General features: G+C 42.1%; 26 protein-coding genes. 10 read left to right on the plus strand and 16 right to left on the minus strand.

The genetic code is table 11. The features are described from left to right. From qoxC to ACTJJD_RS15455, 7 genes are all read right to left on the minus strand, one after another. Positions 1 to 618 carry a cytochrome aa3 quinol oxidase subunit III gene (gene qoxC, locus ACTJJD_RS15425; RefSeq protein WP_007497820.1) on the minus strand — a complete coding sequence of 206 codons (618 nt, stop codon included), beginning with the start codon at positions 616 to 618 and terminating at the stop codon, positions 1 to 3. Then, a complete protein-coding gene (qoxB, locus tag ACTJJD_RS15430) occupies positions 618 to 2,576 on the minus strand; it encodes a cytochrome aa3 quinol oxidase subunit I (RefSeq protein ID WP_008345496.1) in 1,959 nt (652 codons plus the stop codon). Before qoxB ends, qoxC begins: the two co-directional genes overlap by 1 nt. 27 nt (positions 2,577 to 2,603) lie before the next feature. After that, complete coding sequence (qoxA, locus tag ACTJJD_RS15435) at positions 2,604 to 3,560, minus strand: cytochrome aa3 quinol oxidase subunit II (protein WP_089374137.1); 957 nt, start codon at positions 3,558 to 3,560, stop codon at positions 2,604 to 2,606. A 513-nt stretch (positions 3,561 to 4,073) separates the two neighbouring features. After that, entirely contained in the window at positions 4,074 to 5,156 is a 1,083-nt protein-coding gene (locus tag ACTJJD_RS15440; protein WP_440600163.1) for a M24 family metallopeptidase, read from the minus strand. A 7-nt stretch (positions 5,157 to 5,163) separates the two neighbouring features. Beyond that, a complete protein-coding gene (gene galT, locus ACTJJD_RS15445) occupies positions 5,164 to 6,684 on the minus strand; it encodes a UDP-glucose--hexose-1-phosphate uridylyltransferase (RefSeq protein WP_440600162.1) in 1,521 nt (506 codons plus the stop codon). A gap of 31 nt (positions 6,685 to 6,715) precedes the next feature. Next, complete coding sequence (gene galE, locus ACTJJD_RS15450) at positions 6,716 to 7,708, minus strand: UDP-glucose 4-epimerase GalE (RefSeq protein ID WP_024719494.1); 993 nt, start codon at positions 7,706 to 7,708, stop codon at positions 6,716 to 6,718. After that, positions 7,708 to 8,886 carry a galactokinase gene (locus ACTJJD_RS15455; protein WP_024719495.1) on the minus strand — a complete coding sequence of 393 codons (1,179 nt, stop codon included), beginning with the start codon at positions 8,884 to 8,886 and terminating at the stop codon, positions 7,708 to 7,710. The genes galE and ACTJJD_RS15455 overlap by 1 nt, the downstream gene beginning before the upstream one ends. 181 nt (positions 8,887 to 9,067) lie before the next feature. Between ACTJJD_RS15455 and ACTJJD_RS15460 the strand changes: the two genes are divergently transcribed. Then, positions 9,068 to 9,913, plus strand: coding sequence for an AraC family transcriptional regulator (locus ACTJJD_RS15460; protein ID WP_008345501.1), 846 nt, complete (start codon positions 9,068 to 9,070; stop codon positions 9,911 to 9,913). 34 nt (positions 9,914 to 9,947) lie between these two features. Here the strand turns inward: ACTJJD_RS15460 and ACTJJD_RS15465 are convergent, their stop codons facing one another. After that, positions 9,948 to 10,205, minus strand: coding sequence for a hypothetical protein (locus tag ACTJJD_RS15465; protein WP_144739660.1), 258 nt, complete (start codon positions 10,203 to 10,205; stop codon positions 9,948 to 9,950). A 26-nt stretch (positions 10,206 to 10,231) separates the two neighbouring features. Further along, a complete protein-coding gene (locus tag ACTJJD_RS15470; protein ID WP_024719496.1) occupies positions 10,232 to 10,615 on the minus strand; it encodes a GtrA family protein in 384 nt (127 codons plus the stop codon). A 458-nt stretch (positions 10,616 to 11,073) separates the two neighbouring features. Between ACTJJD_RS15470 and ACTJJD_RS15475 the strand changes: the two genes are divergently transcribed. The 6 genes from ACTJJD_RS15475 (at position 11,074) to ACTJJD_RS15500 (ending at position 15,460) form a co-directional block, all read left to right on the plus strand. Then, positions 11,074 to 11,214: an anti-repressor SinI family protein gene (locus tag ACTJJD_RS15475; protein WP_008345506.1), complete on the plus strand. Its 141-nt coding sequence runs from the start codon at positions 11,074 to 11,076 to the stop codon at positions 11,212 to 11,214. 297 nt (positions 11,215 to 11,511) lie between these two features. Then, positions 11,512 to 12,201, plus strand: a complete 690-nt coding sequence (locus ACTJJD_RS15480) for a class I SAM-dependent methyltransferase (RefSeq protein WP_024719497.1) — start codon at positions 11,512 to 11,514, stop codon at positions 12,199 to 12,201. Beyond that, complete coding sequence (locus ACTJJD_RS15485) at positions 12,194 to 12,862, plus strand: glycosyltransferase family protein (protein WP_144739662.1); 669 nt, start codon at positions 12,194 to 12,196, stop codon at positions 12,860 to 12,862. The genes ACTJJD_RS15480 and ACTJJD_RS15485 overlap by 8 nt, the downstream gene beginning before the upstream one ends. Positions 12,863 to 12,969: 107 nt before the next feature. After that, on the plus strand, positions 12,970 to 13,284 hold the full coding sequence (locus ACTJJD_RS15490) for a DUF485 domain-containing protein (RefSeq protein ID WP_025208191.1): 315 nt from the start codon (positions 12,970 to 12,972) through the stop codon (positions 13,282 to 13,284). Next, complete coding sequence (locus ACTJJD_RS15495) at positions 13,281 to 14,819, plus strand: solute symporter family protein (RefSeq protein WP_007497838.1); 1,539 nt, start codon at positions 13,281 to 13,283, stop codon at positions 14,817 to 14,819. The genes ACTJJD_RS15490 and ACTJJD_RS15495 overlap by 4 nt, the downstream gene beginning before the upstream one ends. Positions 14,820 to 15,121: 302 nt before the next feature. After that, a complete protein-coding gene (locus tag ACTJJD_RS15500) occupies positions 15,122 to 15,460 on the plus strand; it encodes a DUF4288 domain-containing protein (RefSeq protein WP_060781543.1) in 339 nt (112 codons plus the stop codon). A gap of 348 nt (positions 15,461 to 15,808) precedes the next feature. Here the strand turns inward: ACTJJD_RS15500 and ACTJJD_RS15505 are convergent, their stop codons facing one another. From ACTJJD_RS15505 to cidR, 4 genes are all read right to left on the minus strand, one after another. Continuing rightward, positions 15,809 to 16,183: a nuclear transport factor 2 family protein gene (locus tag ACTJJD_RS15505; protein ID WP_440608615.1), complete on the minus strand. Its 375-nt coding sequence runs from the start codon at positions 16,181 to 16,183 to the stop codon at positions 15,809 to 15,811. A 113-nt stretch (positions 16,184 to 16,296) separates the two neighbouring features. Then, on the minus strand, positions 16,297 to 16,986 hold the full coding sequence (gene thiE, locus ACTJJD_RS15510) for a thiamine phosphate synthase (protein ID WP_277687504.1): 690 nt from the start codon (positions 16,984 to 16,986) through the stop codon (positions 16,297 to 16,299). Beyond that, positions 16,973 to 17,797, minus strand: coding sequence for a hydroxyethylthiazole kinase (gene thiM, locus ACTJJD_RS15515; protein WP_440600161.1), 825 nt, complete (start codon positions 17,795 to 17,797; stop codon positions 16,973 to 16,975). Before thiM ends, thiE begins: the two co-directional genes overlap by 14 nt. Before the next feature lie 17 nt (positions 17,798 to 17,814). Then, entirely contained in the window at positions 17,815 to 18,702 is an 888-nt protein-coding gene (cidR, locus tag ACTJJD_RS15520) for a cidABC operon transcriptional activator CidR (RefSeq protein WP_008345526.1), read from the minus strand. A gap of 165 nt (positions 18,703 to 18,867) precedes the next feature. Here cidR and ACTJJD_RS15525 point away from each other — a divergent pair, with 165 nt between their 5' ends. After that, on the plus strand, positions 18,868 to 19,251 hold the full coding sequence (locus ACTJJD_RS15525; RefSeq protein ID WP_008345527.1) for a CidA/LrgA family holin-like protein: 384 nt from the start codon (positions 18,868 to 18,870) through the stop codon (positions 19,249 to 19,251). Next, positions 19,245 to 19,925, plus strand: coding sequence for a CidB/LrgB family autolysis modulator (locus ACTJJD_RS15530; protein WP_007497850.1), 681 nt, complete (start codon positions 19,245 to 19,247; stop codon positions 19,923 to 19,925). Before ACTJJD_RS15525 ends, ACTJJD_RS15530 begins: the two co-directional genes overlap by 7 nt. Positions 19,926 to 19,962: 37 nt before the next feature. Here the strand turns inward: ACTJJD_RS15530 and ACTJJD_RS15535 are convergent, their stop codons facing one another. After that, the gene (locus ACTJJD_RS15535; protein ID WP_019743483.1) at positions 19,963 to 21,144 is read right to left on the minus strand and encodes a class I SAM-dependent rRNA methyltransferase; all 1,182 of its coding nucleotides are present in this window, start codon (positions 21,142 to 21,144) and stop codon (positions 19,963 to 19,965) included. Between the two features lie 117 nt (positions 21,145 to 21,261). Between ACTJJD_RS15535 and ACTJJD_RS15540 the strand changes: the two genes are divergently transcribed. Then, positions 21,262 to 21,645, plus strand: a complete 384-nt coding sequence (locus tag ACTJJD_RS15540) for a VOC family protein (RefSeq protein WP_008345541.1) — start codon at positions 21,262 to 21,264, stop codon at positions 21,643 to 21,645. Between the two features lie 86 nt (positions 21,646 to 21,731). Here the strand turns inward: ACTJJD_RS15540 and ACTJJD_RS15545 are convergent, their stop codons facing one another. Both ACTJJD_RS15545 and ACTJJD_RS15550 read right to left on the minus strand, forming a co-directional pair. Continuing rightward, positions 21,732 to 22,460, minus strand: a complete 729-nt coding sequence (locus ACTJJD_RS15545) for an amino acid ABC transporter ATP-binding protein (RefSeq protein WP_007497858.1) — start codon at positions 22,458 to 22,460, stop codon at positions 21,732 to 21,734. Continuing rightward, a complete protein-coding gene (locus ACTJJD_RS15550) occupies positions 22,457 to 23,101 on the minus strand; it encodes an amino acid ABC transporter permease (protein ID WP_440608616.1) in 645 nt (214 codons plus the stop codon). The genes ACTJJD_RS15545 and ACTJJD_RS15550 overlap by 4 nt, the downstream gene beginning before the upstream one ends. Positions 23,102 to 23,147: the final 46 nt, after the last annotated feature.

The raw sequence follows: 23,147 nt of genomic DNA on the forward strand, positions 1-23,147 counted from the left end.
TCACAAAAGCCCCCCTAATCCGATCAAGTACACAGCTGTGAAGATGAAAATCCATACAACATCAAGGAAATGCCAGTATAGACTTGAGATAAAGATCTTCGCTGCTGTTTGTGGTGTTAATCCACGTTTTTTAATTTGGAACAAGACGCCCGTAATCCAGAAGATACCGATGGATACGTGTAATCCGTGAGTTCCTAAAAGAACAAAGAATGCAGACCAGTATGCACTTGTATGGATGCTCGCACCCTCATGTACATAATGGAAGAATTCGAAAATCTCAAAACCAACGAAGCCTGCACCTAGAAGCAGTGTCAGAATCGTCCAAATGACAACCCCTTTTGTACTTCCACGGCGCATTTCATGAACGGCAATCCCGCATGTAAATGAACTCACCAATAGCAGGAATGTCATGATCAATACAAGCTTCATATCAAATAGCTCAGCTGGCAAAACGCCGCCAGCTGTTCTGCCATGAAGAACAAAGTAGGTCGCAAAAAGTGTTGAGAATAACACGATTTCCGCGCCAAGGAATATCCAGAAACCAAGGATGTTTAAACGTCCTGTTTCAGACTGATATTCAAGCGGTGCATTTGCATAGCTGCTATCATTATGTCCCATTACTTCTGCGCCTCCTTATTCTTTTTCTCTGTTTCAATCACTTCTTCAACAGGAATATAGTAGCCATCGTCATATTCAAATGAACGTAAAATCATTGTTGCGAATACACCGATTAAGCCGATAACGCCAATCCAGTACCATTCAAATACAAGACCGAATGCACCAAGTCCGAAGAATGCAGACATGATAAGCGGTCTGCCTGAATTGTGCGGCATGTGAATTTTCTTGAATTCTTTTTCAGGATGAACGTCTACATTGTTTTGCTTCCAATGATGGAATGCATCTGGTGACGTCACTTCTGGAAGTGCTGCAAAGTTATAATGCGGCGGAATTGCAGAAGATGTCGCCCAGTCAAGCGTACGTCCTTCTCCCCAGCTGTCTCCAGACACTTCACGTTTCGCGTGTCTCCAGCTGTAGTAAATGTTATAGCAAAGGATGATGAATCCGATACCCATCATGAATGCACCAATTGTTGAAATAAAGTTTAGTGCAGTCCAGCCATCTTCTGGTCCATACGTATAAATACGTCTTGGCATTCCTTGCAGTCCTAAGAAGTACTGCGGGAAGAAACAGATGTTAAATCCGATCATGAATACCCAGAAGAACCATTTGCCGATTCGTTCGTTTAACTTGTAACCAAACATTTTCGGATACCAGAAAACAAGACCTGCAAAACAAGCAAATACAGTACCTGCGATTAATACATAGTGGAAGTGGGATACTAAGAAGTACGTGTTATGGTACTGGTAATCCGCAGCTGCCATCGCAAGCATAACCCCAGTCACACCACCGATTACGAAGTTCGGGATGAAACCAAGTGCCCAAAGCATTGGGGATGTAAAACTGATACGGCCTCGATACATTGTAAAGAGCCAGTTAAAGATTTTCACACCTGTTGGTACAGAAATCGCCATTGTTGTAATCGAGAAGAATGAGTTAACCGCTGCACTGTTCCCCATTGTAAAGAAGTGGTGAACCCACACAAGGAAACTAAGAACAGAGATTGCCACAATCGATACAACCATCGCTTTGTAACCAAACAACTGCTTTCTTGAGAACGTCGCAAAGATTTCTGAGAAAATACCGAAAGCCGGCAGGATAACGATATATACCTCAGGATGTCCCCAAATCCAGAAAAGGTTCGCCCAAAGCATTGGCATACCGCCCGCTTCGAGTGTAAAGAATGCTGAACCGAATAAACGATCGAATGTCATAAGTGCTAAAGCAACTGTTAAAACAGGGAATGCGAAAACGATAATGACAGACGTGATCAATGTTGTCCATGTAAACATCGGCATACGCATAAGCGTCATACCTTTTGTACGCATTTTTAAGATGGTCACCATGAAGTTAATACCTGTCATTAGTGTACCAATACCTGCAATTTGGAGCCCGAGCAAGTAGTAGTTCTGTCCAGGTCCTGGTGAGAAATCATTTCCGGCGAGCGGCATGTAACTCGTCCAGCCTGCACTTGGTGATCCTCCAATAACGAAGGAAATGTTGAACAGCATTGCTCCGACCATAAATGTCCAGAAGCTCAAGTTGTTCAAATACGGGAATGCAACGTCACGTGCACCAATTTGAAGAGGAACCACGACGTTGATTAAACCAATTAAGAATGGCATCGCCATGAATAAAATCATGATTGTACCATGCGTTGTGAAAATTTCATTATAGTGGTTTGAATCTAAAAACGTATTATTAGGAAGCGCCAGCTGCGCGCGCATCATCAGTCCGTCTACCCCACCGCGGAAGAACATAATCACAGCAGCAAGGATATACATGATTCCAAGCTTTTTATGATCAACTGATGTCAGCCATTCTTTCCAGAGCCATTTCCACTTTTTGAAGTAGGTTAAAACAAACACAATAGCAATGGAAGTAAGAGCGATAGAAATTTGCGCACCAAGAATTAATGGGTCTCCAGTTACAAAAAACTCATCCCATTTTAAATGCATAACGGCCTCCTCCTTTCCTTAGTCAGTTTATTCGTTTTCTAGTTTTCTTTTATAGTTCTTCACATTCTCGAAAGGATCTGTCTTGGAATGCGGAGAAACTGATTGGTAACCTAAACGTTTGCGTGCTTGGAGTGCATATTCAGAATCCTCTCCGTGCTTCGCAAAAGATAAATGTGTTGATGAGAATGTCTGCACATCTGCAGCATCAGGAAGCATCAAGTAGTCATACGTTTTCTTCGTTAACTTCGGTGCTTCTTTTTTCGTTTTATTTACCCATTTATCATAGTCAGACTGCGTCATCGCATTGACTTTGAATTTTTGCTGAGCAAAGCCTTCGCCTGTGAAGTTGGCGTTTCTTCCTTCATATGTGCCTACTTCATCAGCTTGAAGATATTGTTCCATTTCCATTCCAGCCATCGCATACTTCTCCCCGCCTAGCTGAGGAATCCATAGTGATGCCATTGTATCAGCGGAAGTGATTTTGAATAAAACCGGCTGATCTTTTGGAATGTTTAAGTAGTTCACTGTTTCAATATTTTCCTCTGGATAGCTGAAGATCCATTTCCAATCAACTGCTGTAGCATAAACGACAAGTGGATCTTTATGACTTGTTGCTTGAGGCGCCTCTTCCAATGAGTAAATGGTTTTTACAGTTGGAACTGAAAGGGCAGCAACGATTAATATTGGGATCACTGTCCAGACAACTTCTAGAAGCGTATTCCCGTGTAGTTCTGGGTTATAAGAGGCGTTTCCAACGTCCTTACGCTCACGGTATTTAACCAAAATGATGGTAAACAGTACAAATACCGCACCAACGATAAAGAGCATGAATCCAATAGATAATAGGATTAAGTCTTTTTGTTGTGCTGCGACTGGTCCTTTAGGATCTAAAACAGCGATATTGCTGCAACCTCCTAATACAAAAACACTCACGAGCATCGCTAATAAAAGCATAGGTTTAATGGCTCTGAACAAGAAGATCACCATCCTTCCTTAAATAATGTATAAATTGCTGAATAATTGTGAAAAGCCATCTGCCTTCGAAAACTTTTCTTCCCTTTGTAATGCTATCAAAATCTGTTGGAGTTAGCTCCCCTTTTTTCAAAAGTTCATTTATTTTTCAACAGATTTCTATTGAAATGTCATAAATTCGCCATAAATTTATATTATTGCACACACAATAAATTTCTAGGATTTTGAAAAGTTGAGAGTTGAAGGCAAAGGACATACAATCAAGAACTTTGTCAAATTTAGGTTTACCACAATAAAAAAGTTTGGTCAAATTTCAATTTAACTTTATGAAATTTTATCTAGGTAAACAATTCTGAAATAGGTATCCCCATATTTAACAAAAACCTTACTCATTTTAACGCAAGTCGACAAGAAAAGAAAGTATCGATCCTCCGCCTATGCGCTGTAATGATTGGTAATGGTGATAAATGAGTGGAAACTCACTAAAGACTTCCAGCAAAAAACCGGCTCATCGCCGGCTTCTCATTATTCGTCTCTCACCAAAATGTCTGGTCGTCTATAGATGCTTCCTTCATGTTCTATGTCTATATACGTCCACTTGCCTGTATAGGTTAAAAAGCGATTTCCTTCTTTCTCGACGACCATCGTATCTTCTGATTTCAATCCTGGTAAGGAAGGATTCCAAGTGAATACTTGATGAAGCTGGATCTCTTCCACCGATGTAGGAACTGCAATGATCTCTCTAGACACAAATCCAGTCTTGCCTCCTTGGTGAAGCTTTTTCCAGCTATCAGGAAATCCTTCTTTTTCATATTGAGCAATGCCGGCCTTCAATACATCTCCAATGGTGTTCCCTGGACGAGTAGCCGCATTCATGACCGTGTCGATTCGCGCAAGCCTTTCCTTGTTTTCTTCAAGCTCCTTTGGTAGCTGTCCAAAGTAAACGGATCTTGTGACATTTGCCACGAGTCCATGCCGTTCAGCACAAAGGACAACCAGTGCATGCTTTTGAAGTGCTTTTTCTGTTGGGATCGGATGGCGATATTGATGAATCCGGTCATCTGTTGCCACAAGCAGCACTTCTATCGTCATCCCCTGCCCGATCGCTCTTTGAGCAACAAGCGAAGCAATTTCATGCTCCGTCTGTCCTGGAACGATTTCTCGACAGACACTTTCTACAATAACAGCTGTTTCATGACAAAGGGTTTCATATTGGCTGAGCTGTGGCGCTGAAAGGATCGATCGAACACGAGACAAATCGGGTTCGATCCATTCCACTCCTTCCATTTGAATGTCCGCACCAATTCGTTTGTCTTTTATGAGTGTTTGAATGTAAGGAGTCTCATCCTCAAACCAATCCATTGTGACGACTTGAAAGGGATGGTCAAAATACGCCATTTCTTCTTCAATGATTCGTTTTTCTTCCATTTGATTCACAACTAGAACAATATCGTCTTTCAACACAAGGAGCTGACAAACGCCCTCTGGCGTATTTAACACAATGTGGTTTCTTCTTCCTCCTGTAAGCCAAGAAAAGTTATTCCGCTTTTGAATCAGAACACCGTCGAGTTGTTTTTCTTCCATTAAAGTTCTTACCTGTTCAATCATCAACTCATCACCTGCCTGTATGGAGTGTTTGAATGAAACGTTTAAATGCTGTTTTCCCTTGCTCTGTTCTTTTAAACACACCCGCCTGCGCGAGTATACGGGAAAAAATGAGGCCGATTTCTTTTTGTAAAATGGCTTCTACGTTGTCCTTCGTAAAGGTATTCTCTTCGATCAAACGCGCTGCCCATGACTCGTGCTTCATGATAGACGGGCAGGCTTTGATTTCTTCAAGAGGGTGTTTGGATAGCAGCGCCGCTTTTAGCTGGCTTAATTCCTCTGCTAATCTTCCAGGAAGGACGGCGAGACCCATAACCTCAATTAATCCGATATTCTCTTTTTTAATATGATGAACTTCTTTGTGCGGGTGGAAGATTCCGTCGGGGTGCTGCTTGTCTGTACGGTTATTTCGTAGCACGAGATCTAATTCGTACTCATCCCCTTGACGGCGTGCAATTGGTGTAATGGTATTGTGCGGGGTCTCTCCTGTATGAGAGAACAGCCCCGCTTCTGGATCTGAATACATTTTCCACTCATGTAATATAAAATCCGCTGCCTCCGCAAGCGTCTGCTGGTCGCTACTTTGAAGCCTGATCACTGACATCGGCCATTTCACAATACCCGCCTTCACCCTCGGAAACTTTTCGAGAGAAAACACTTCTTCCATCTTTGCTTTCGCCATCGGAAATTCATGAGCACCACCTTGAAAGTGGTCATGACTTAATATGCTGCCTCCAACAATGGGAAGATCAGCATTTGATCCTATGAAATAGTGCGGATATATAGATATGAAGGAAAGCAGACGCTCGAAGGTCTTTTTAGATATCTGCATTGGTTCATGCTCGCCCTTGAACACAATACAATGTTCGTTGTAATACACATACGGCGAGAATTGCATAAACCACGACTCATTTGTAAGTGTCACCGGAATAATCCGGTGATTCTGTCTTGCTGGATGATTGATGCGTCCCCCAAACCCAACGTTTTCTTTACAAAGGAGACAAAGAGGATATTGCTTTTGACTAAGCTTTTTGGCTTCAGCGATCGCTTTTGGGTCCTTTTCCGGTTTCGATAGATTAATCGTGATCTCAAGCTCACCATCTTCTGTCGGTGTAAACCACTGCACATTTTTGGCGATTCTGCCTGTATGAATATAGTGGGCATGCTGCTGCATTTCATAAAACCAGCTTGTCGCTGCCTTTGGTCCGTAATGCTTGCGTTTCTCTTCAAACTTCGCATAGATGACACTCGGAGGCGCCACCAAGCAGCCCATGATTTTGGCATCTAATAAATCACGATACGTATCTGTCCCGTCAGGAATAAGACCTGTTTCAACTGCCCAATCGAGCATTGGCATTAAGATGTCTTCAAGGTCGCTGTCTCCTGAGACTGTTCTTGCCTCAGCATCATCGAGACCAAGCACCTCTAGCAGCCGGTTCCTTGTATAATCCATATCTAGTGGTGAGATCAGCTCTTTATTAACCCCATATTGAATCAGCTGTTCTAGCTTTTCAAAAATATCAATCGCCATTCCCTTTGTCTCCTCCCCTGCCTGCTACACGTTACTCACTTTGATAGCCATCTGGATGTTTCTGAAACCAATCCCATGCACTTTGAATGATGGTGTGGAGATCTGCATATTGCGGCTTCCATCCTAGTTCTTTCAGCGCTTTTTCTGATGAAGCAATCAGCTTAGCTGGATCACCCGCACGTCTTTCTGCCACCTGTGCTGGAATGGCATGACCTGTCACTTCTCTTGCGGCTTCTACGACCTGCTTCACAGAGAAGCCTGTGCCGTTCCCTAAGTTGTACGTCGCGCTTCCTTTTCCTTCACGCAGACGCTCAACCGCCAGAATGTGCGCCTCTACTAAATCCATGACATGAATGTAGTCTCTAATACATGTGCCATCCTCTGTTTCATAATCATCACCGTAAATCATGATTTGATCACGTTTTCCTAATGCCACTTGCAGAATAATTGGGATTAAATGCGTTTCTGGCTGATGATCTTCACCGACAATCCCTTCTGTATGAGCACCGGCTACATTAAAATAGCGAAGCACAACGTATTCGATACCATATGCCTGCTCAGACCACTTCAACATTTTTTCAATCGCGAGCTTTGTTTCCCCATAAGGATTTGTTGGGTTCGTCTCATCCGTTTCAACGATCGGTACACGCTTTGGTTCACCATATGTCGCAGCAGTTGAAGAGAATACAATACGTTTCACATCAAATTCATTCATCACCTGAAGTAAAGCCGTTGCCCCTCCGACGTTGTTGTCATAGTACTTCAGCGGGTCTGTTACACTTTCTCCAACAAGTGAATCTGCCGCAAAGTGCATGACCGCTTCAATGTCATGTGTTTGAAAAACACGTCTTAAAAAAGCGTGATCCCTTAAATCTCCCTCTTCTAATACGGCACCCTTTACGACTGCCTCTTTATGACCTGTCTGCAAATTATCCACAATCACCACTTGTTCTCCTTTAGCCAAAAGAGCCGCTACCGCATGACTGCCAATAAAACCTGCTCCTCCACATACTAAAATTGCCATCAAATGTCCTCCTTCGTTAATTCTCTAGCGCCGCCTCCAATTCCAGCTGTGTAAAAAGAGGCTTGAATGCCTGTTTTTTCTTGATAAATCGCACCTGTTTCTTCTATAAATGAGTCCAGCAGCTCTTCTTTCACAATGCTGACGGTACAGCCCCCAAAGCCAGCACCTGTCATACGAGAACCAATCGCCCCTGGATGTTGCCATGCGGCTTCAGCCAGTGCATCTAGCTCAAGCCCAGTGACTTCATAATCATTCTTTAAAGAAAGGTGAGATGCCTTCATGAGTGCACCTAGTTCTTCCATTTTATCATCTTTCAGAAAATTTACTGCTTTCATGGTCCTCTCATTTTCCGTAATGGCATGTCTTGCACGTCTTCTACACGTTTCATCTTGTATCAAATGTTCATGCTTAGCGAATTCATCCACCGTGAGCTCACATAAATGCGCAATATCTCGTTCTTTTCTAAGATCGTTTAAAGCAGATTGACATTCTGAACGGCGTTCATTGTATTTGGAATCTGCAAGTGTTCGTTTTTTATTTGTATTGGCAATGACAAGTGCCAGACCCTCTTGCCGAAATGGGCTGTATTCAAAGGAAAGCGTGTCACAATTGAGCAAAATAGCGTGACCTTCTTTTCCAAGACTAATTGAAAATTGATCCATAATGCCGCAGTTCACGCCAATAAACTCATTTTCAGCACGCTGCGCAAGAAGGGCTAGGTCGATTTGCGTTACACCGAATGACGACCATTCATTGATCAAGACAGCCGTGACGAGCTCAATAGAGGCAGAGGATGACAGGCCTGCGCCATTTGGGATATTGCCGGCATACACAATATCAAAGCCTTCTTTCACATCCATGCCTGCTTCGATAAACTGTTGGAATACTCCCTTCGGATAGTTCGCCCAGCCGTCCGATTCTGAGAAAGCGATTTCAAAAAGGTCGAACTCTTTCACACCTTCTTCTTCAAAATTCAAGGAATACATTCTGACGCGTCCATCTGATCGTCTTGCTCCCGCAGCATATGTACCAAGGGTGAGTGCACATGGAAAGACATGGCCCCCATTATAATCTGTGTGTTCACCAATCAGATTGACTCTGCCTGGGGCGAAAAAATAGCGGAGTTCTTCCTGATCTCCAAATTGCTGGTGAAATGCTGCTCGTAATGTGTCGATCATATCCATTCCCCTTTTCTCTTCTGATAATCTTATTTTAGTTGCCCCGTCAGCTGAAGTTCAATGGTAAAAAAATCGTTAAAAAATACCCTTTTTTTGCTGTGAATGGTACGATGTGATATGAGGTGTACCATGATTCAAAATAGAAAAAGGTTGTTTTTTGCTGTGAAGGAGGGTTTCCAATTTGAAGAAAGAAGCATTTGCATTTCGTTTTCACCATTCTGATGTGACATTGCCGGCCCAAATCTGGTCTGTTGGCTGGGAAGTTCAATCATCTTCGTTATACAGCTGGAATGGCGTAGAGCGGAAGGATCAGGGCAAGTGCATCTTTCAGCTCACACTGTCTGGACACGGCATGATTGAAATCGGACAGAAACGATTCAAAGTATTGCCTGGACAGGCCTTTCTGGTGAAAAGCCCCAGTGCTTATCAATACTATTTTCCAGAAGACAGTGAACATTGGGAATTTCTCTATTTAACACTTTATGGGGAAGCCTGTGACCTTTGCTTTGATCAATTTATCGATCAAGGAAAGCAGGTCATGCGTTTTCATCCGAATTCCAAACCGATCCGCCTGCTAAAGAAGATTTATGATGAAGCCAGTGAAAGACGGATTACCAATCCATTTGAGGGGTCTAGCCTTGCTTATCAATTTGTCATGGAACTGTATTCATATTTGCCAAAGCTTGAGGGACAAATGGAGAAATGGCCTGAGCCCATCGTCCAAGCGGCCTTATTTGCAAGCCACCATTTTCACGAGGAGATTGGGCCTGACGATATGGCAGCTGCGGCACGTTTATCCAAAAGTCATTTTACGAGGGAATTCAAAAAGGCAACTGGCTTCACACCGATTCATTATTTAACCAATATTCGTTTAGAAAAGGCGGAAACGTTACTGAAAACAACGAAATACTCGATTGAAGAAATCGCCACACAGTGCGGCTACCGAAATGCGAATTACTTGAATAAAGTCTTTCGAAAGAAAATCGGCATGTCTCCAAAGCAACTCCGGGAAACAAGCGATGCATAATAAAAAGCAGCCGCTTTTCAATTGGCTGCTTCTTTTACGCTTTCGTTAGGTCAACACGAATTCTCCCTTGTCTTAAAACAATGGTCATTTGCGTATCAGGGGTCATTAAATTTTCTAAAATGTCCGTTGCTGTTTGAAGCGCAATGTCCATCCGGTTGATCTTTTCCTTTTCTTGTTCAGAAAATGCTTCTGGATGTGCGGTCATTTCCTTGACTAGCCTCAACACTTGTTCATGCTGCTTTTCTGTTTGTTGATATATGGCATCATATAATTCGTCTGGCCTGTTGCTCATTTCACATCACCTATCTTTTTCATGTGTTAAATCGCATCTTCTTTTGTTTTCTTGAAGACGAACCATTTACTGGCGACATAATTGACCACGACAATCACAAAGTTAACAAGAATTTTTGCGACGGTTTCGTTGAGCGCCATTTGGCTCACAAATAAAATCATCAGCCCCAGATCTACACCTAGAGACATGAGACGGACACTAAAAAATGAAGAAAGCTCACGCATCAGGCTTTTTGTGTCACGAGCCTTTTGCTTGAAGACATACTTCTTATTGGTTATATAAGCAAAGAGCACAGCAAATACCCATGAAACAACCGTTGCTGTTTTGTAATCCATAGAAAACATCTCAACGAATAAATAGAAGCTGACTATGTTGACAATGGTTGTACACACACCCATGATCAGATACATGACAACTTCTTGATACTTTTGAAAAAGGCTATACATGTCTTTCTTCATTCCTTCTTGGTGAATTCTGTTTCTTTTAGAATACCATCTTAAGAAGAACTTCCCAAACGAACAATATGTGCGTCCTGTAAAGATGAAATTTGTTCACGCTGATGGCATATGTCAACCTTATTGGTTTATATGAGTCAAATGATTTAGGTCTTTATCATTATTTTAATTTATAATCTTTTAACTGACTTTACAATTGTTTATTATGAGAAGTAAGAATTCAATATTTATGGGTTTTTTAGTCATTTTTTTAGGGACGTGGTAGGTGATAGATTTTACAAAATAGGTTAAATGTCATCATTTTTCGACAAAAATCTATTTTTGTACTCCATTCACATACACGTACAGTTACTAGACGGTTTGTTCAAGTCATTGGTTGCAGATGAATATGTCTTATTGAACTGGAGGATATTATGGATACGCAAGTGAAAAGAAGAGTTGACGAAGAGTGGGTTTATTTGATTCAAGAAGCGAAAAAAATTGGACTAGGCATCGAGGAAATACAAGCTTTTTTAACATCCAACGGTGATCAGAAGATGATAAACAAACCGTAATCAACGCCGTTATCCTTTGTCTTTCAGATTGCTTTGGCTAAAGTTCTAACCTGTCAATTGACCTTTTAAACATCCTTTCATGACGATACGCTACAATAATTGAACACCTCATCATACCAATCCCTTCCACTCAATGGGGTTCTGTCTTTCTATTTTTAGGAGGACAGTCCGTTCCCTGTTCTTTATATGACCCCTTTTTAGCTGTCATTCATGAAAATTGCCCATTTTCGTTATAAAACCAAGCTCCCCACCCATATATTAAGCATAAGACACAAAAAGAAGAAAGGTGGGTGGCGCGTGAGTTCAGATTCCCTATCTTATTATCATCAAAAGAAGGATCAATATTATCACGGTGTGAACCCTGTGATTGTCCATCGTATTCGCAAGGAATGGACGTCTATCTTGGATATCGGATGCGGCACAGGCCAGCTTGGCAAAGTCCTAAAACAGCAAGACCGTACCATATATGGAATTGAATCTTTTGAAGATGCGGCAAAGCAGGCTGAGAAAGCGCTGGATCATGTTTTATGCGGCAATATTGAACAGATGGCGCTGCCTTATCAGCATGAACAATTTGACTGCATCATTTTCGGAGATGTTCTTGAACATTTATTGGACCCTTGGGCCGTTTTAAAAAAGGTCAAACCCTTTCTAAAAAGGGAAGGGGCCATCTTGTCTTCCATTCCGAATATTGGTCATATTTCAACGGTTTTAGAATTACTAGCCGGGAGATTTACTTATACAGATGCAGGGTTAATGGATCAAACACATTTACGCTTCTTTACCCTTCACGAAATTCATGCCCTCTTTCAGTCAGCCGGGTTTCATGTTCGTGAGCTTGAAACCATTCGTGTACAACACCCTTCCTATACGGGCGTCATGAATGATCTACATGAATTACTCGTAAAACATGGCATCCGTTTTGATTTTAACGAGGCTGCGACAGCCTATCAATACGTGGTTGAGGCGGTTCAACTCAATGAGTAGCCCCACCATCTTATTTGTTTTATGTGTAAATGATGAGTCGATGTTTCAAGCTTGCTTCCGGCAGCTCGCTTCACTTCCTGCTCCGCACGGGTATCATGTAGAGGTTTTGCCCATTAGACATGCATCAAGTATGACCTCTGCATACAATGAAGCTCTCACTCATCCTGCACAGTTTAAAATTTATCTTCATCAAGATACACTCATCGTCAAACAGCATATGCTTCTCGAGCTGATTCCACTTTTCTTGCAAAATCCGTCACTTGGCATGCTTGGGGTAATAGGTGCAGAAAGTGTGCCAGACAATGGAATCTGGTGGGAGAGCCATGATTGCAGAGGGAAAGTCATTGAATATCGGCACGACACCTATCAGCTGCTGACGTTTGAAACTGGTCATCCACAGACAGAGCCCCAAGGTTATATCAAAGCTTCTGCTATTGACGGTCTTTTTATGGCAACACAATATGATATCAAGTGGCGTGAGGATCTTTTAGACGGCTTTCATTTTTATGATGTGTCACAATCTTTTGAGTTTGCACAGCAGGGATATGAGGTTGGGATTGCAAGGCAAGTGGAGCCCTGGTGTATTCACAAATGCGGAGATCATTTTGATGCAGAAGCATATGAAAAAGCAAGACAAACATTTCTTGCGCATTATCGGTAGAAAGCACCCTTTTCGGGTGCCTTTTTTATGATATACTGTCATAAACAACCAGATCGACTCATATGCATTGGAGTACCTTGTCCCTAATTCGTACAAAGGAGGAAACAATGGCAGACAAAAACGTTCATTATAAGAAGGTTGCCGCTTCAAAGGATTTTCGAAAACTTCTTGAGGAAAAGCGCAGATTTATCGTACCGATGACGATTTTCTTTTTTCTCTTTTACTTTTCACTTCCGGTTGCTACATCCTACTTCACCTTTTTGAACACGCCAGCAATTGGAGCGATCACGTGGGCTTGGTTATTTGCCCTCACGCAATTTGTGATGACATGGGTTTTATGTGGGCTTTATGCAAAAAAAGCAGCTCAGTTCGACAAATATGTAAGCGCTTTAAAAACTGAATCTAGAGGTGATGACGAATGAGTATGACCGCTTTTATTTTATTCATAGCGATCGTAGGTCTCACATTGGTCATCACGTATTTTGCTGCGAAAAAAACAAGCAATGCGAGTGATTTTTACACCGCAGGCGGCGGACTGACTGGATTTCAAAATGGCCTTGCCATCGCCGGGGACTATATGTCTGCTGCTTCATTTTTAGGGATAGCCGGCATGATCGCCTTAAATGGATTTGACGGCTTTTTCTATAGTATTGGCTTTCTTGTAGCGTATCTTGTCGTCCTTTATGTCGTGGCTGAACCGCTTCGAAATCTAGGAAAATATACGATGGCTGATATGATTGCTGCACGATTTAAGCGTCCTGCCATTCGAGGGGTAGCCGCATTTAACACAATCACAGTCTCAACTTTTTATATGATTGCACAGCTTGTTGGGGCAGGTGCATTAATTAAGCTGCTTCTTGGCATTGATTACTGGATTGCGGTGCTGATCGTAGGTGTCTTGATGACTATTTATGTCGTGTTTGGCGGCATGATCGCAACCAGCTGGGTACAGATCACGAAAGCTGTGCTTCTCATGCTGGGCACGCTGATTATTTCGCTGCTTGTGTTTGCCAAGTTTGATTTTAGCCTGCTGAAGATGTTTGAGCAGATGAAAACAGCGACCCCGCTTGGTGAAGCTTTTCTTCACCCGGGAAATAAATATGATGTGCCTTTAGAGACCCTGTCTCTGAACCTTGCCCTTGTGCTAGGAACAGCAGGTTTGCCGCACATTTTGATCCGTTTTTATACAGTAAAGGATGCCATTTCTGCGCGTAAATCTGTTCTATCCGCTACGTGGATTATCGGGATTTTTTATTTAATGACGGTTTTCCTCGGCTTCGGTGCCGCTGCTTTTGTCGGAACAGATGCAATTACGGCAGCCGATGCAGCAGGAAACATGGCCGCTCCACTACTCGCCCAAGCGCTTGGAGGAGATTTATTATTTGCCTTTGTTTCCGCTATTGCCTTTGCGACCATTTTAGCAGTGGTGACCGGTCTTGTTTTATCCGCCGCGTCTGCCTTTGCCCATGATTTTTATAGCCAGATTATCCGCAAAGGGAAAGCGAGTGAACGGGAACAGGTGAAGGCGGCACGCTTTGCTTCCATCGGCGTGGCCATCCTTTCCATCATTCTTGCATTATTTGCGCAATCTTTAAACGTTGCTTTTCTTGTGTCACTTGCCTTCGCAGTGGCAGCAAGTGCGAATTTACCGTTGATTATCTTCACTGTCTTTTGGAAACGATTTAACTCAACAGGTGCTATCGCAGGAAGCTTAACAGGTCTTCTGAGCGCACTCCTGATCGTGTCACTCAGCCCAAGCGTCTGGGACCCATCAGGGGCAGCCATTTTCACAGGAGAGCCGCTTATCCCACTATCGAACCCTGGGATTATCTCGATCCCGCTCGGATTCCTTGCGGCTTACTTAGGCACCATTTTCTCCTCTGAAAAAGCAGATGAAGACACCTTTACTGAAATTCAAGTAAAAGCACACACAGGTATGCATATGGATACAGATTGATGCGAAAAAGCCGGCTGCTCTGCCGGCTTTTTCAGTGTTCTTGCTATTTCAAAACTGTACTCAATATGGGATAAATTGGCCTTTTAATCTCTCTTTATATCTTTCTAACTTGTCACATTTCCTCAACGTGATCAACGAACAGCATGTGATGATGATCAGCAGAACTTCATGAACTTCTCCTCTGTTATCAATGATTCTTTTCAACCCTATTACCCCCATAGACTTCAATTCTCTTGTTATTCCTATGTTATCATTTTAAACATATACTGGGAAAGTCACCCCACAAGGAAGAAGTGAAACATATGCATAAATTGTACTCAGCAAAATTATTATTTGAATCTAGTTCCTCACCAAAGGTGAGACCGGATAAAATCTTTGAGGAACGAATCATTTTAGTGAGAGCAAAAAACAATCGAAAAGTGAAACAAATCGTCAAAGACCATTTTCCAGATGAGACATTTGAAAATGGAGATTATGGACAAACAACCACAAAACTAGTAGCCGTACTAGATATCTTTGAGCTAGTTGAAAACTTAGACGAAGGTCCCCTGCATTTAAGCGAAGTGTACAGCCGATATCTTCTTTTTGATCACGAAACATCTGCTAAAGAAGCGATTGACGCTTATTCGTTAGACAAATAAAAGAAGTCTAAGCTACCAGTGTGTGAACTCAAATTGCTATACAGTTAGATAAGAGGGATAAGCGCGCTAATAATGGTTGGTAGATATATATTAGGAGGAATGTTGTGAAGAGTATGATCAAGTATGCAGTGATGATTTTATTTATGAGTGTATTTTTCTATTATTACAATATGTTTGTACCTAAAAATGTTCTGTACATTTTCATTGCATTTCCATTTTGTTTTGTTGCTATAAGTTTGATTGATAAGCTATTTACGGATAAATAAATCTAATAATAAGCAAGCCTCATGCTTGCTTATTATCTCATACTGCCTAATTAGAGGGGATAATATCCGCTCTGCCGGCTTCTTAATATTGCTGGAATAACTCTGGGTTTTTCGGGACATTTTCTAAATAAACGATCTTTCCTTGATCATCCAGCTCCGCAATATCAATGCCTTCTGCTGTATATACACGACCGTCTGTTAACTTTCCGCAAACAGCCCAGTTTGTTTCATACTTCCCATCTTCACGTTTCACCCAGCCATCCCACATATGCTTAATGTCTTCATGTACGTGGAAAAATGTGTTCAAAAACTGTGTGAACGCTTGGATGCCAGGCTTTTCAGCACCATTTAAGACAATCATGACATCATCTGAAAACAATGCCAGCAATTCGTTCATTTGCTCTTGCCCTTTTCCCGCTTCATCATATCGGCGAAAATACGTATCGAGCACTTCCATCATTCATTCTCCTTTATTTACCTGTCATTTCGAAAACAATCGAACAATTAGATTGTACACAATTGTATCTCTAATGTCTATTTTTCACGCAGATAAGAAAAGACATGGATGAGTCAATCCATGTCTTTTACAGATGAAAGAGCTGCTTTCTCTGACTCGACAAGAGATGTTAGTTCTTCCGCAGCTTTTTTCGGATCAGCGCTTTGGCTAATGGCGCTGATGATGCTAATGCCATCGGCTCCCGCTTGGATGACTGGTGCCGCATTTTCATACGTGATCCCGCCGATGCCCACAATAGGAATGTGAAGACCGTGTTGACGTACTTCGTTGATTAAAGAAACACCTTGGACACTGCGTGCATCCTTTTTTGTTTCTGTAGGATAGACTGGACCCATCCCTACGTAGTCTGCCCCGTCCTTCATCGCTTGCCTCACTTCATCTAGATTGTGCGTGGACACGCCTAATATTTTATTACCGATTCTTTGCCGTACATCTTGTGCAAGTGTATCTTCCTGCCCAACATGGACACCATCTGCATCAAGATCTATTGCAAGCTGTACATCATCATTTACGATAAAGGGAATATTCGCTTCTTGGCAAAGTGCTTGAATCTGCTCAGCGATTTTTTTCTTTTCTTCACCTTGCAGAGCACCTTCACCCTTTTCACGAAACTGAAACATCGTGATCCCGCCTTGAATGGCCTCTTTCACCACATCAAGCGGATGCCGGCTTGTATTCGCTGTTCCCATAATAAAATAAACCGATAATTGCTGTTTGATTAGCTGCTGATCAACCTTCGTCATGCAAAACTCCCCCTATTTTCCCTAACGTGATCACATCTTGACCATTTGTATTGGATAGCGCGTTTAACAATTCGATTTGAAAGGTGCCTGGCCCTTTCTCTTCTGTCTGCTGAGCTGCCTTTTCTGCAGCGACACCATAAAACAGCAGAGCTGATGCCGACGTATGAATGGGCCGTTCCCCTGTTGCACAAAATGCCCCTATGACAGAGGTGAGTAAACAGCCAGTCCCTGTCACCTTGGTTAACCATTCGTGTCCATTATGAATAGATAGAACCTCTTCTCCATCTGACACGACATCCACTTTTCCCGTAATCGCCACAACGGTTTGAAGGGCTTTTGCCGCCTGCTTTGCTAAAGACGATACATCTCCATTTGCCCCTTTTGCATCAACCCCTTTTGACTGCCAGCCATTCACTCCAATTAAATGAGCTATTTCAGCAGCATTCCCTCTGACAACAGTGATGTCCACTTGCTGTAACAGCTGTTTCGCCGCACTCGTCCGAAACATTGTCGCACCAACACCAACAGGATCCAATAGAACCGGTACACCTTTTTCATTGGCCGCTTGTCCAGCAATGACCATTGCCTCCACTGTATCCTTTGTTAGTGTGCCGATATTCAGCACAAGTGCATCCGCTAATTGCGCCATTTCTGCCACTTCTTCTTTGGCATTTGCCATGACTGGAGAAGCACCTAAAGCGAGCAGTCCATTCGCTGTAAAGTTCGTCACAACTTGGTTGGTGATATTATGGACAAGCGGATTTTCCGCTCGAACCTTTTCCAAAAGATGAGACACGCAGCTTAATTTCATCTGTATCGTCCTCCCTTTTACTCTGCATCCCACACATAGGATTTTGTATGCTTTAACCATTCTCTTGCAGCAAAGGACAAGTAGCGGTCCTTTCGCCAAATGACACCCAAATGCCACGGAATAGACGGATTTAAGGATATGATCCTCACTTTATCAGGATCTAGATCACGGCAAATCCGTTCAGGCAGAAGCCCGATTCCAAGGTTCTCAGCAACCATTTCACTGATGAAATCCCATTGTGACGTTTCATAAATAACGTTCGGCCTGAATCCCGCATTCATACATTCATTTAAGATTCGGCTGTGCAGAACGAAATCTTCTCGAAAGAAAATAAAAGACTCTTCCTTTAAATCAGCCAAATGAACCTCATCACGTCCTGCCATCGGATGTGATGGATGGGTGACAAGCTTCATATTCTCTTTAATGATGGTGTATGTATGAAAAATTTTATCATTTGCAGGCAGAACAATGACACCAATATCTAATGATCCATCCTCTACCCCTTCCTCTACTTTAATGGAGCCGTGCTCCACCAATTGAAAGGTGACATCTGGATACTGCTGGCGGAATTCCCCCATCACATTTGGGAAAAAGCTTGATCCAATCATGGGCGGCAGTCCTATTCGGATATGTCCTTTTTTCACATTCATTAAATCATTTAATTCACTCGTTAAATTCTGAAAGGATTGTGTGATTTCACTCGCCTGTGTATACATGGTTTGTCCAGCATCTGTCATTTCAACCTGTCTGCCATTACGGTAAAACAACTGCACCCCCAGCTCATCCTCCAGGTTTTTGACCATCTTGGAAATGGTCGGCTGCGACACATAGAGCGATTGTGATGCTTTCGTAAAACTCTTTAACCGTGCCACTTCTAAGAAATATGTTAAATGTCTGATGTCCACATGGTTCACCCTTTCTATAGACAAAAGGAATACTAACTATTCGATATATGTATTTTACCTATAACAGAACGTGCTGTACACTTTAAAGTAAGCTCACCGATTAGAACGTTGTGTTGTTTTTGTGAAACAGTGAACAATTTATATAGAAAAAGGAGTGAACAGAAAGTGCAATTGCTCAAAACGTCGCTGATTGCTACCCTTCAGATTATGGCTTTATTTGCTTTTGCGAAATTGATGAATGTGCTGGCGGCCTTTTTGCATTTAAGAATTCCGGGCACGATCTTAGGCATTCTTGTCATTTTCTTATTACTTCATTTTAACATCATTAAATTAAAATGGATTGAACTTGGCGCCGTATGGTTGCTCGGAGAACTGCTACTCTTCTTTATCCCTTCAGCAGTAGGTGTGATTGATTACGGAACATTGCTTTCTCAATCTGGCACAAGTATTGTCCTTGTGGTTTTACTTAGTACCTTTGTGGTCATGCTCTCGACTGGCATGATGACGCAGATGATTGCGAAAAGAAAGGAGCGAAAAAAGCTATGTTAGTTGGCGGACTATTCTTGATCCTAACCATTCTGATCTATCTCGGATCAAAAGCAGTTTATAAACGTCACCCGAAAGTCTATGTCTCCCCTTTACTTGTGACACCAGTTGTTCTTGTGGTCTTGCTGTTAATCGTGAACATTCCTTACGATGCTTACAATCAAGGCGGAAAATGGCTGACAAATATGCTTCAACCTGCCACTGTGGCATTTGCCATTCCTTTATATAAGTATTTTCACATTCTGAAGAAGCATGCAGTAGAAATTATTTTGAATGTGGCTTGCGGTTCTATCGTTGCAATTTTATCAACAGCGTTTATCGCCAAATTGTTTCATTTGGACACGAGTCTGATCGAGAGCCTCGTCCCAAGATCCGTCACAACACCCGTTGCGATGAGTGTGTCTGAAATGATTGGCGGGATGCCGTCCGTTACGGCTGTCTTCGTCATTTTAACAGCATTATTTGGCTCAATCATTGGGCCATTGGTTATCCGTTATTTCCGTATTGATAATGACATTGCAATGGGCGTTCTGCTTGGTACAGGAGCACATGGTGCAGGCACATCGAAGGCCTTTGAACTGAGCTCGGTCTCAGGCACGATCTCAAGTGTGTCCATGATCATTTCGGCCATTATTACATTATGTGCAGCGCCTATCCTGATGTCGTTTGCCTTATAGAAAAAGCCATTTCCCCTTATCGGAAAATGGCTTTTTCTTATGCTTGGATGAAGACAACCTTTAAATAGTTCCCCTCAGGATAATTTTTCGTTGTACGGAAGTCCTCAGGAAGTGTATATTCCTCAAGAATACGATACGTTTTCCCAGATTCTTTAAAGGCCTGCGCAATAAATCCTTTAAACTTTTTCATCCCAAATGCACTGCTATTGGTTGACGCCACAATGACGCCGTTCTCAGCTGTGATCTGGATGGCTTCTTTTAATAGTTTCTTATAATCCTTCGCTGCACTGAATGTGTGTTTCTTCGTTCGTGCAAAGGAAGGTGGGTCCAAGATCACGACATCATAGCTCCAGCCTTTTTTCGCCGCAAACGGGAAATATTTAAAGACATCCATGACTTTGATATCCTGCCCGTCTACATCAATGCCATTCACTTCAAACTGCTCAGATGTTTTTTTCAAACTGCGGTTTGCAACATCTACACTTGTCGTACGGCTTGCCCCGCCAAGCGCTGCTGCTACAGAGAAAGCGCCGGTATAAGAGAACGTATTAAGGACGGTCTTTCCTTTTGCATAGCGATCTCGAATTGCTTTTCGCACATGACGCTGATCAAGGAAAATACCTGTCATCGCACCATCATTTAGATAAACCGCCACGTTCATCCCATTTTCTTTGACGATAAGAGGAAATTCACCTTTCTCCCCTTTTACAAAATCGTCATCTTCGATATATTGTCCAGACGTATCAAATCGCTTCTTTTCATAAATACCTTTATAGTCAGGGTACACCTGCTCAATCGCAGCCAATACATCTTCTTTTAATGTATAAACACCTTCGCTATACCATTGGATGAGATAGAATCCATCATAATAATCAATCGTGATCCCACCAATTCCATCCCCTTCCCCATTGAACACACGGAAAGCCGTCGTCTGTGCATCACGAAATAGATGCGTTCTGCTTTTGGATGCCTGTTCAAGTTTAGAAACAAAAAAGGCCTGATCTATTTTTTCGTTAGCGTCAAAGGAAAGCACCCAACCGATGCCTTTATTTTGCACACCATAATATCCTTTCCCTAAAAAAGAGCCTCTTTCATCTACCCATTCAATGAGCTCGCCTTCCTGTACACCGTTCACACGCGACACAGCATCTTTTGAAATAAGCGGATATCCCTTTTTCACTTGTTCTGCAAATGTTTGTTTTAATGAGATTTTTTTCATTTGTTTCATCCTTATCCTAAATTGACTCTCTCTATCCTACCATATGAATGTATACGTTACTTCTATTATGATAAGATGAGGAGAAAAATATCAACTCGACATAGAGGAGGCTCTTTTTTGACAACATTACGCTTAGATCATACAGGGATTATGGTGACAAATATTGATCAGTCCATTGATTTTTATGAAAAAGTGGTGGGCATGAAATTAAAGGATCGCATCACTCATACAAACGGAGTCATTGAACTTGCCTTTCTTGGCTTTAAAGACGAAGCGGAAACGGAAATTGAACTCATTCAAGGGTATAGCAGTGACCTTCCATCTGAAGGAAAGGTCCACCATCTCGCCTTTACAACAGATAATATTCACGCGGAATTCAACCGTATTCAAAAGCTGCAAATTGAGCTAATAGATGAAGAAATCACAACTTTGCCCAATGGCTATTGCTACTTCTTTTTCCGAGGGCCAGACCAAGAGTGGATTGAGTTCTTCCAACGATAATATTTCCTAGGAAATGCATGCGAATCGGTATATTCATTCTCGTCACAAAGAAAAAGAGTAAGAGCATACCTGCTCTTACTCTTTTTTTATAGCACCTTACTAAGAAACAATTTGGTACGTTCATGCTGTGGGTTTCCAAAGAGTGCTTCTGGTTTGTCCTCTTCGACGATATATCCACCATCCATAAAGATCACGCGGTCTCCCACTTCTCTTGCAAAGCCCATTTCATGTGTGACGACAATCATCGTCATTCCTTCGACTGCTAATTGTTTCATAACAGCTAAAACATCCCCAACGACCTCAGGGTCAAGAGCAGATGTCGGCTCATCGAATAAGAGCACTTTCGGGTCCATCGCCAAGGCTCTTGCAATGGCAACACGCTGTTTTTGTCCACCAGATAATTGGTTAGGGTAACTTTTGGCCTTGTCTTTCAAGCCGACCTTTTCGAGCAAGTCTAATGCTTTATCGACTGCCGCTTTCTTCTCCATCCCTTTTACTTTCACCGGTGCGATCGTGATATTTTCTAACACGGTTTTATGAGGAAATAAATTAAAGTGCTGAAACACCATACCAACTTCTTGTCGTACTTTATTGATATTCACTTTTGGGTCTGTAATCGTATGTCCGTGGACAACAACTTCCCCAGCCGTAATATCCTCTAATTTATTAAGACATCTTAGAAATGTGCTTTTTCCTGATCCTGAAGGACCAATGACACATACAACCTCTTTTTCCTCGATGACTGCATTAATATCCTTTAAGACTTCGTTGTCACCAAAGGATTTCTTTAAGTTTTTCACCGTAATCATACTCATTTCACATCAAATCTCCTTTCTGCGTAGCTAGCCAGTAGAGAAAGTAAATAAATGATCACGAAATAAATGACACCGACAATGAGCCAGACATTCAAAGGATCAAAGGTAGCCGATGCTTGAACTTGTCCCCGCTGCATGATATCAGCAATACCGATAATCGATAAAAGAGAGGTGTCCTTCAAACTGATGATGGCTTGGTTAGTTATGGCTGGAAGCATACGGCGAAATGCCTGTGGAAGGACGATAAAGCGCATGTTTTGTCCACCTGTTAATCCTAAAGAGCGTGCGGCTTCAGTTTGTCCTTTATCGATGGACTGAATCCCTGCACGAATAATTTCTGAGAAATAAGCTCCTGCGTTAATCGCTACTGTAATAATCCCTGCCGGCACTCGGTCAAGTGAAATGAATTCAAGTGTATTTAGCCCAAAATAAATGAAGAATAGCTGTACGATAAATGGCGTTCCTCGAATGGCATTGACAAAAACGAGTGAAATAAAGTTCAAGATTTTAAATGGTGATAGGCGGAATAGCGCCACAATTAACCCGATGATAAAACCTAAAATGATAGCAACAACAAAGATATATAAAGTGGTTTGCAAACCCTCCATTAAATACGGAAATGCATTAACAATCGTATCCATGTTTTTCCCTCCCTAATTCACATACGGTTGACACATAAAGAAAGCG

The organism is Bacillus sp. 22446, assembly GCF_052044955.1.
In the GTDB taxonomy this organism is placed as follows: Bacteria; Bacillota; Bacilli; order Bacillales; family Bacillaceae; genus Bacillus; species Bacillus altitudinis.

What these genes read in the sequence shown, in the direction of transcription:
- qoxC (WP_007497820.1), bottom strand. Translation starts at nt 618, where the DNA reads ATGGGACATAATGATAGCAGCTATGCAAATGCACCGCTTGAATATCAG.
- qoxB (WP_008345496.1), bottom strand. Translation starts at nt 2,576, where the DNA reads ATGCATTTAAAATGGGATGAGTTTTTTGTAACTGGAGACCCATTAATT.
- ACTJJD_RS15440 (WP_440600163.1), bottom strand. Translation starts at nt 5,156, where the DNA reads ATGATTGAACAGGTAAGAACTTTAATGGAAGAAAAACAACTCGACGGT.
- galT (WP_440600162.1), bottom strand. Translation starts at nt 6,684, where the DNA reads ATGGCGATTGATATTTTTGAAAAGCTAGAACAGCTGATTCAATATGGG.
- galE (WP_024719494.1), bottom strand. Translation starts at nt 7,708, where the DNA reads ATGGCAATTTTAGTATGTGGAGGAGCAGGTTTTATTGGCAGTCATGCG.
- ACTJJD_RS15455 (WP_024719495.1), bottom strand. Translation starts at nt 8,886, where the DNA reads ATGATCGACACATTACGAGCAGCATTTCACCAGCAATTTGGAGATCAG.
- ACTJJD_RS15465 (WP_144739660.1), bottom strand. Translation starts at nt 10,205, where the DNA reads ATGAGCAACAGGCCAGACGAATTATATGATGCCATATATCAACAAACA.
- ACTJJD_RS15470 (WP_024719496.1), bottom strand. Translation starts at nt 10,615, where the DNA reads ATGTATCTGATCATGGGTGTGTGTACAACCATTGTCAACATAGTCAGC.
- ACTJJD_RS15475 (WP_008345506.1), top strand. Translation starts at nt 11,074, where the DNA reads ATGGATACGCAAGTGAAAAGAAGAGTTGACGAAGAGTGGGTTTATTTG.
- ACTJJD_RS15485 (WP_144739662.1), top strand. Translation starts at nt 12,194, where the DNA reads ATGAGTAGCCCCACCATCTTATTTGTTTTATGTGTAAATGATGAGTCG.
- ACTJJD_RS15490 (WP_025208191.1), top strand. Translation starts at nt 12,970, where the DNA reads ATGGCAGACAAAAACGTTCATTATAAGAAGGTTGCCGCTTCAAAGGAT.
- ACTJJD_RS15495 (WP_007497838.1), top strand. Translation starts at nt 13,281, where the DNA reads ATGAGTATGACCGCTTTTATTTTATTCATAGCGATCGTAGGTCTCACA.
- ACTJJD_RS15500 (WP_060781543.1), top strand. Translation starts at nt 15,122, where the DNA reads ATGCATAAATTGTACTCAGCAAAATTATTATTTGAATCTAGTTCCTCA.
- ACTJJD_RS15505 (WP_440608615.1), bottom strand. Translation starts at nt 16,183, where the DNA reads ATGGAAGTGCTCGATACGTATTTTCGCCGATATGATGAAGCGGGAAAA.
- thiE (WP_277687504.1), bottom strand. Translation starts at nt 16,986, where the DNA reads ATGACGAAGGTTGATCAGCAGCTAATCAAACAGCAATTATCGGTTTAT.
- thiM (WP_440600161.1), bottom strand. Translation starts at nt 17,797, where the DNA reads ATGAAATTAAGCTGCGTGTCTCATCTTTTGGAAAAGGTTCGAGCGGAA.
- ACTJJD_RS15530 (WP_007497850.1), top strand. Translation starts at nt 19,245, where the DNA reads ATGTTAGTTGGCGGACTATTCTTGATCCTAACCATTCTGATCTATCTC.
- ACTJJD_RS15535 (WP_019743483.1), bottom strand. Translation starts at nt 21,144, where the DNA reads ATGAAAAAAATCTCATTAAAACAAACATTTGCAGAACAAGTGAAAAAG.
- ACTJJD_RS15545 (WP_007497858.1), bottom strand. Translation starts at nt 22,460, where the DNA reads ATGAGTATGATTACGGTGAAAAACTTAAAGAAATCCTTTGGTGACAAC.
- ACTJJD_RS15550 (WP_440608616.1), bottom strand. Translation starts at nt 23,101, where the DNA reads ATGGATACGATTGTTAATGCATTTCCGTATTTAATGGAGGGTTTGCAA.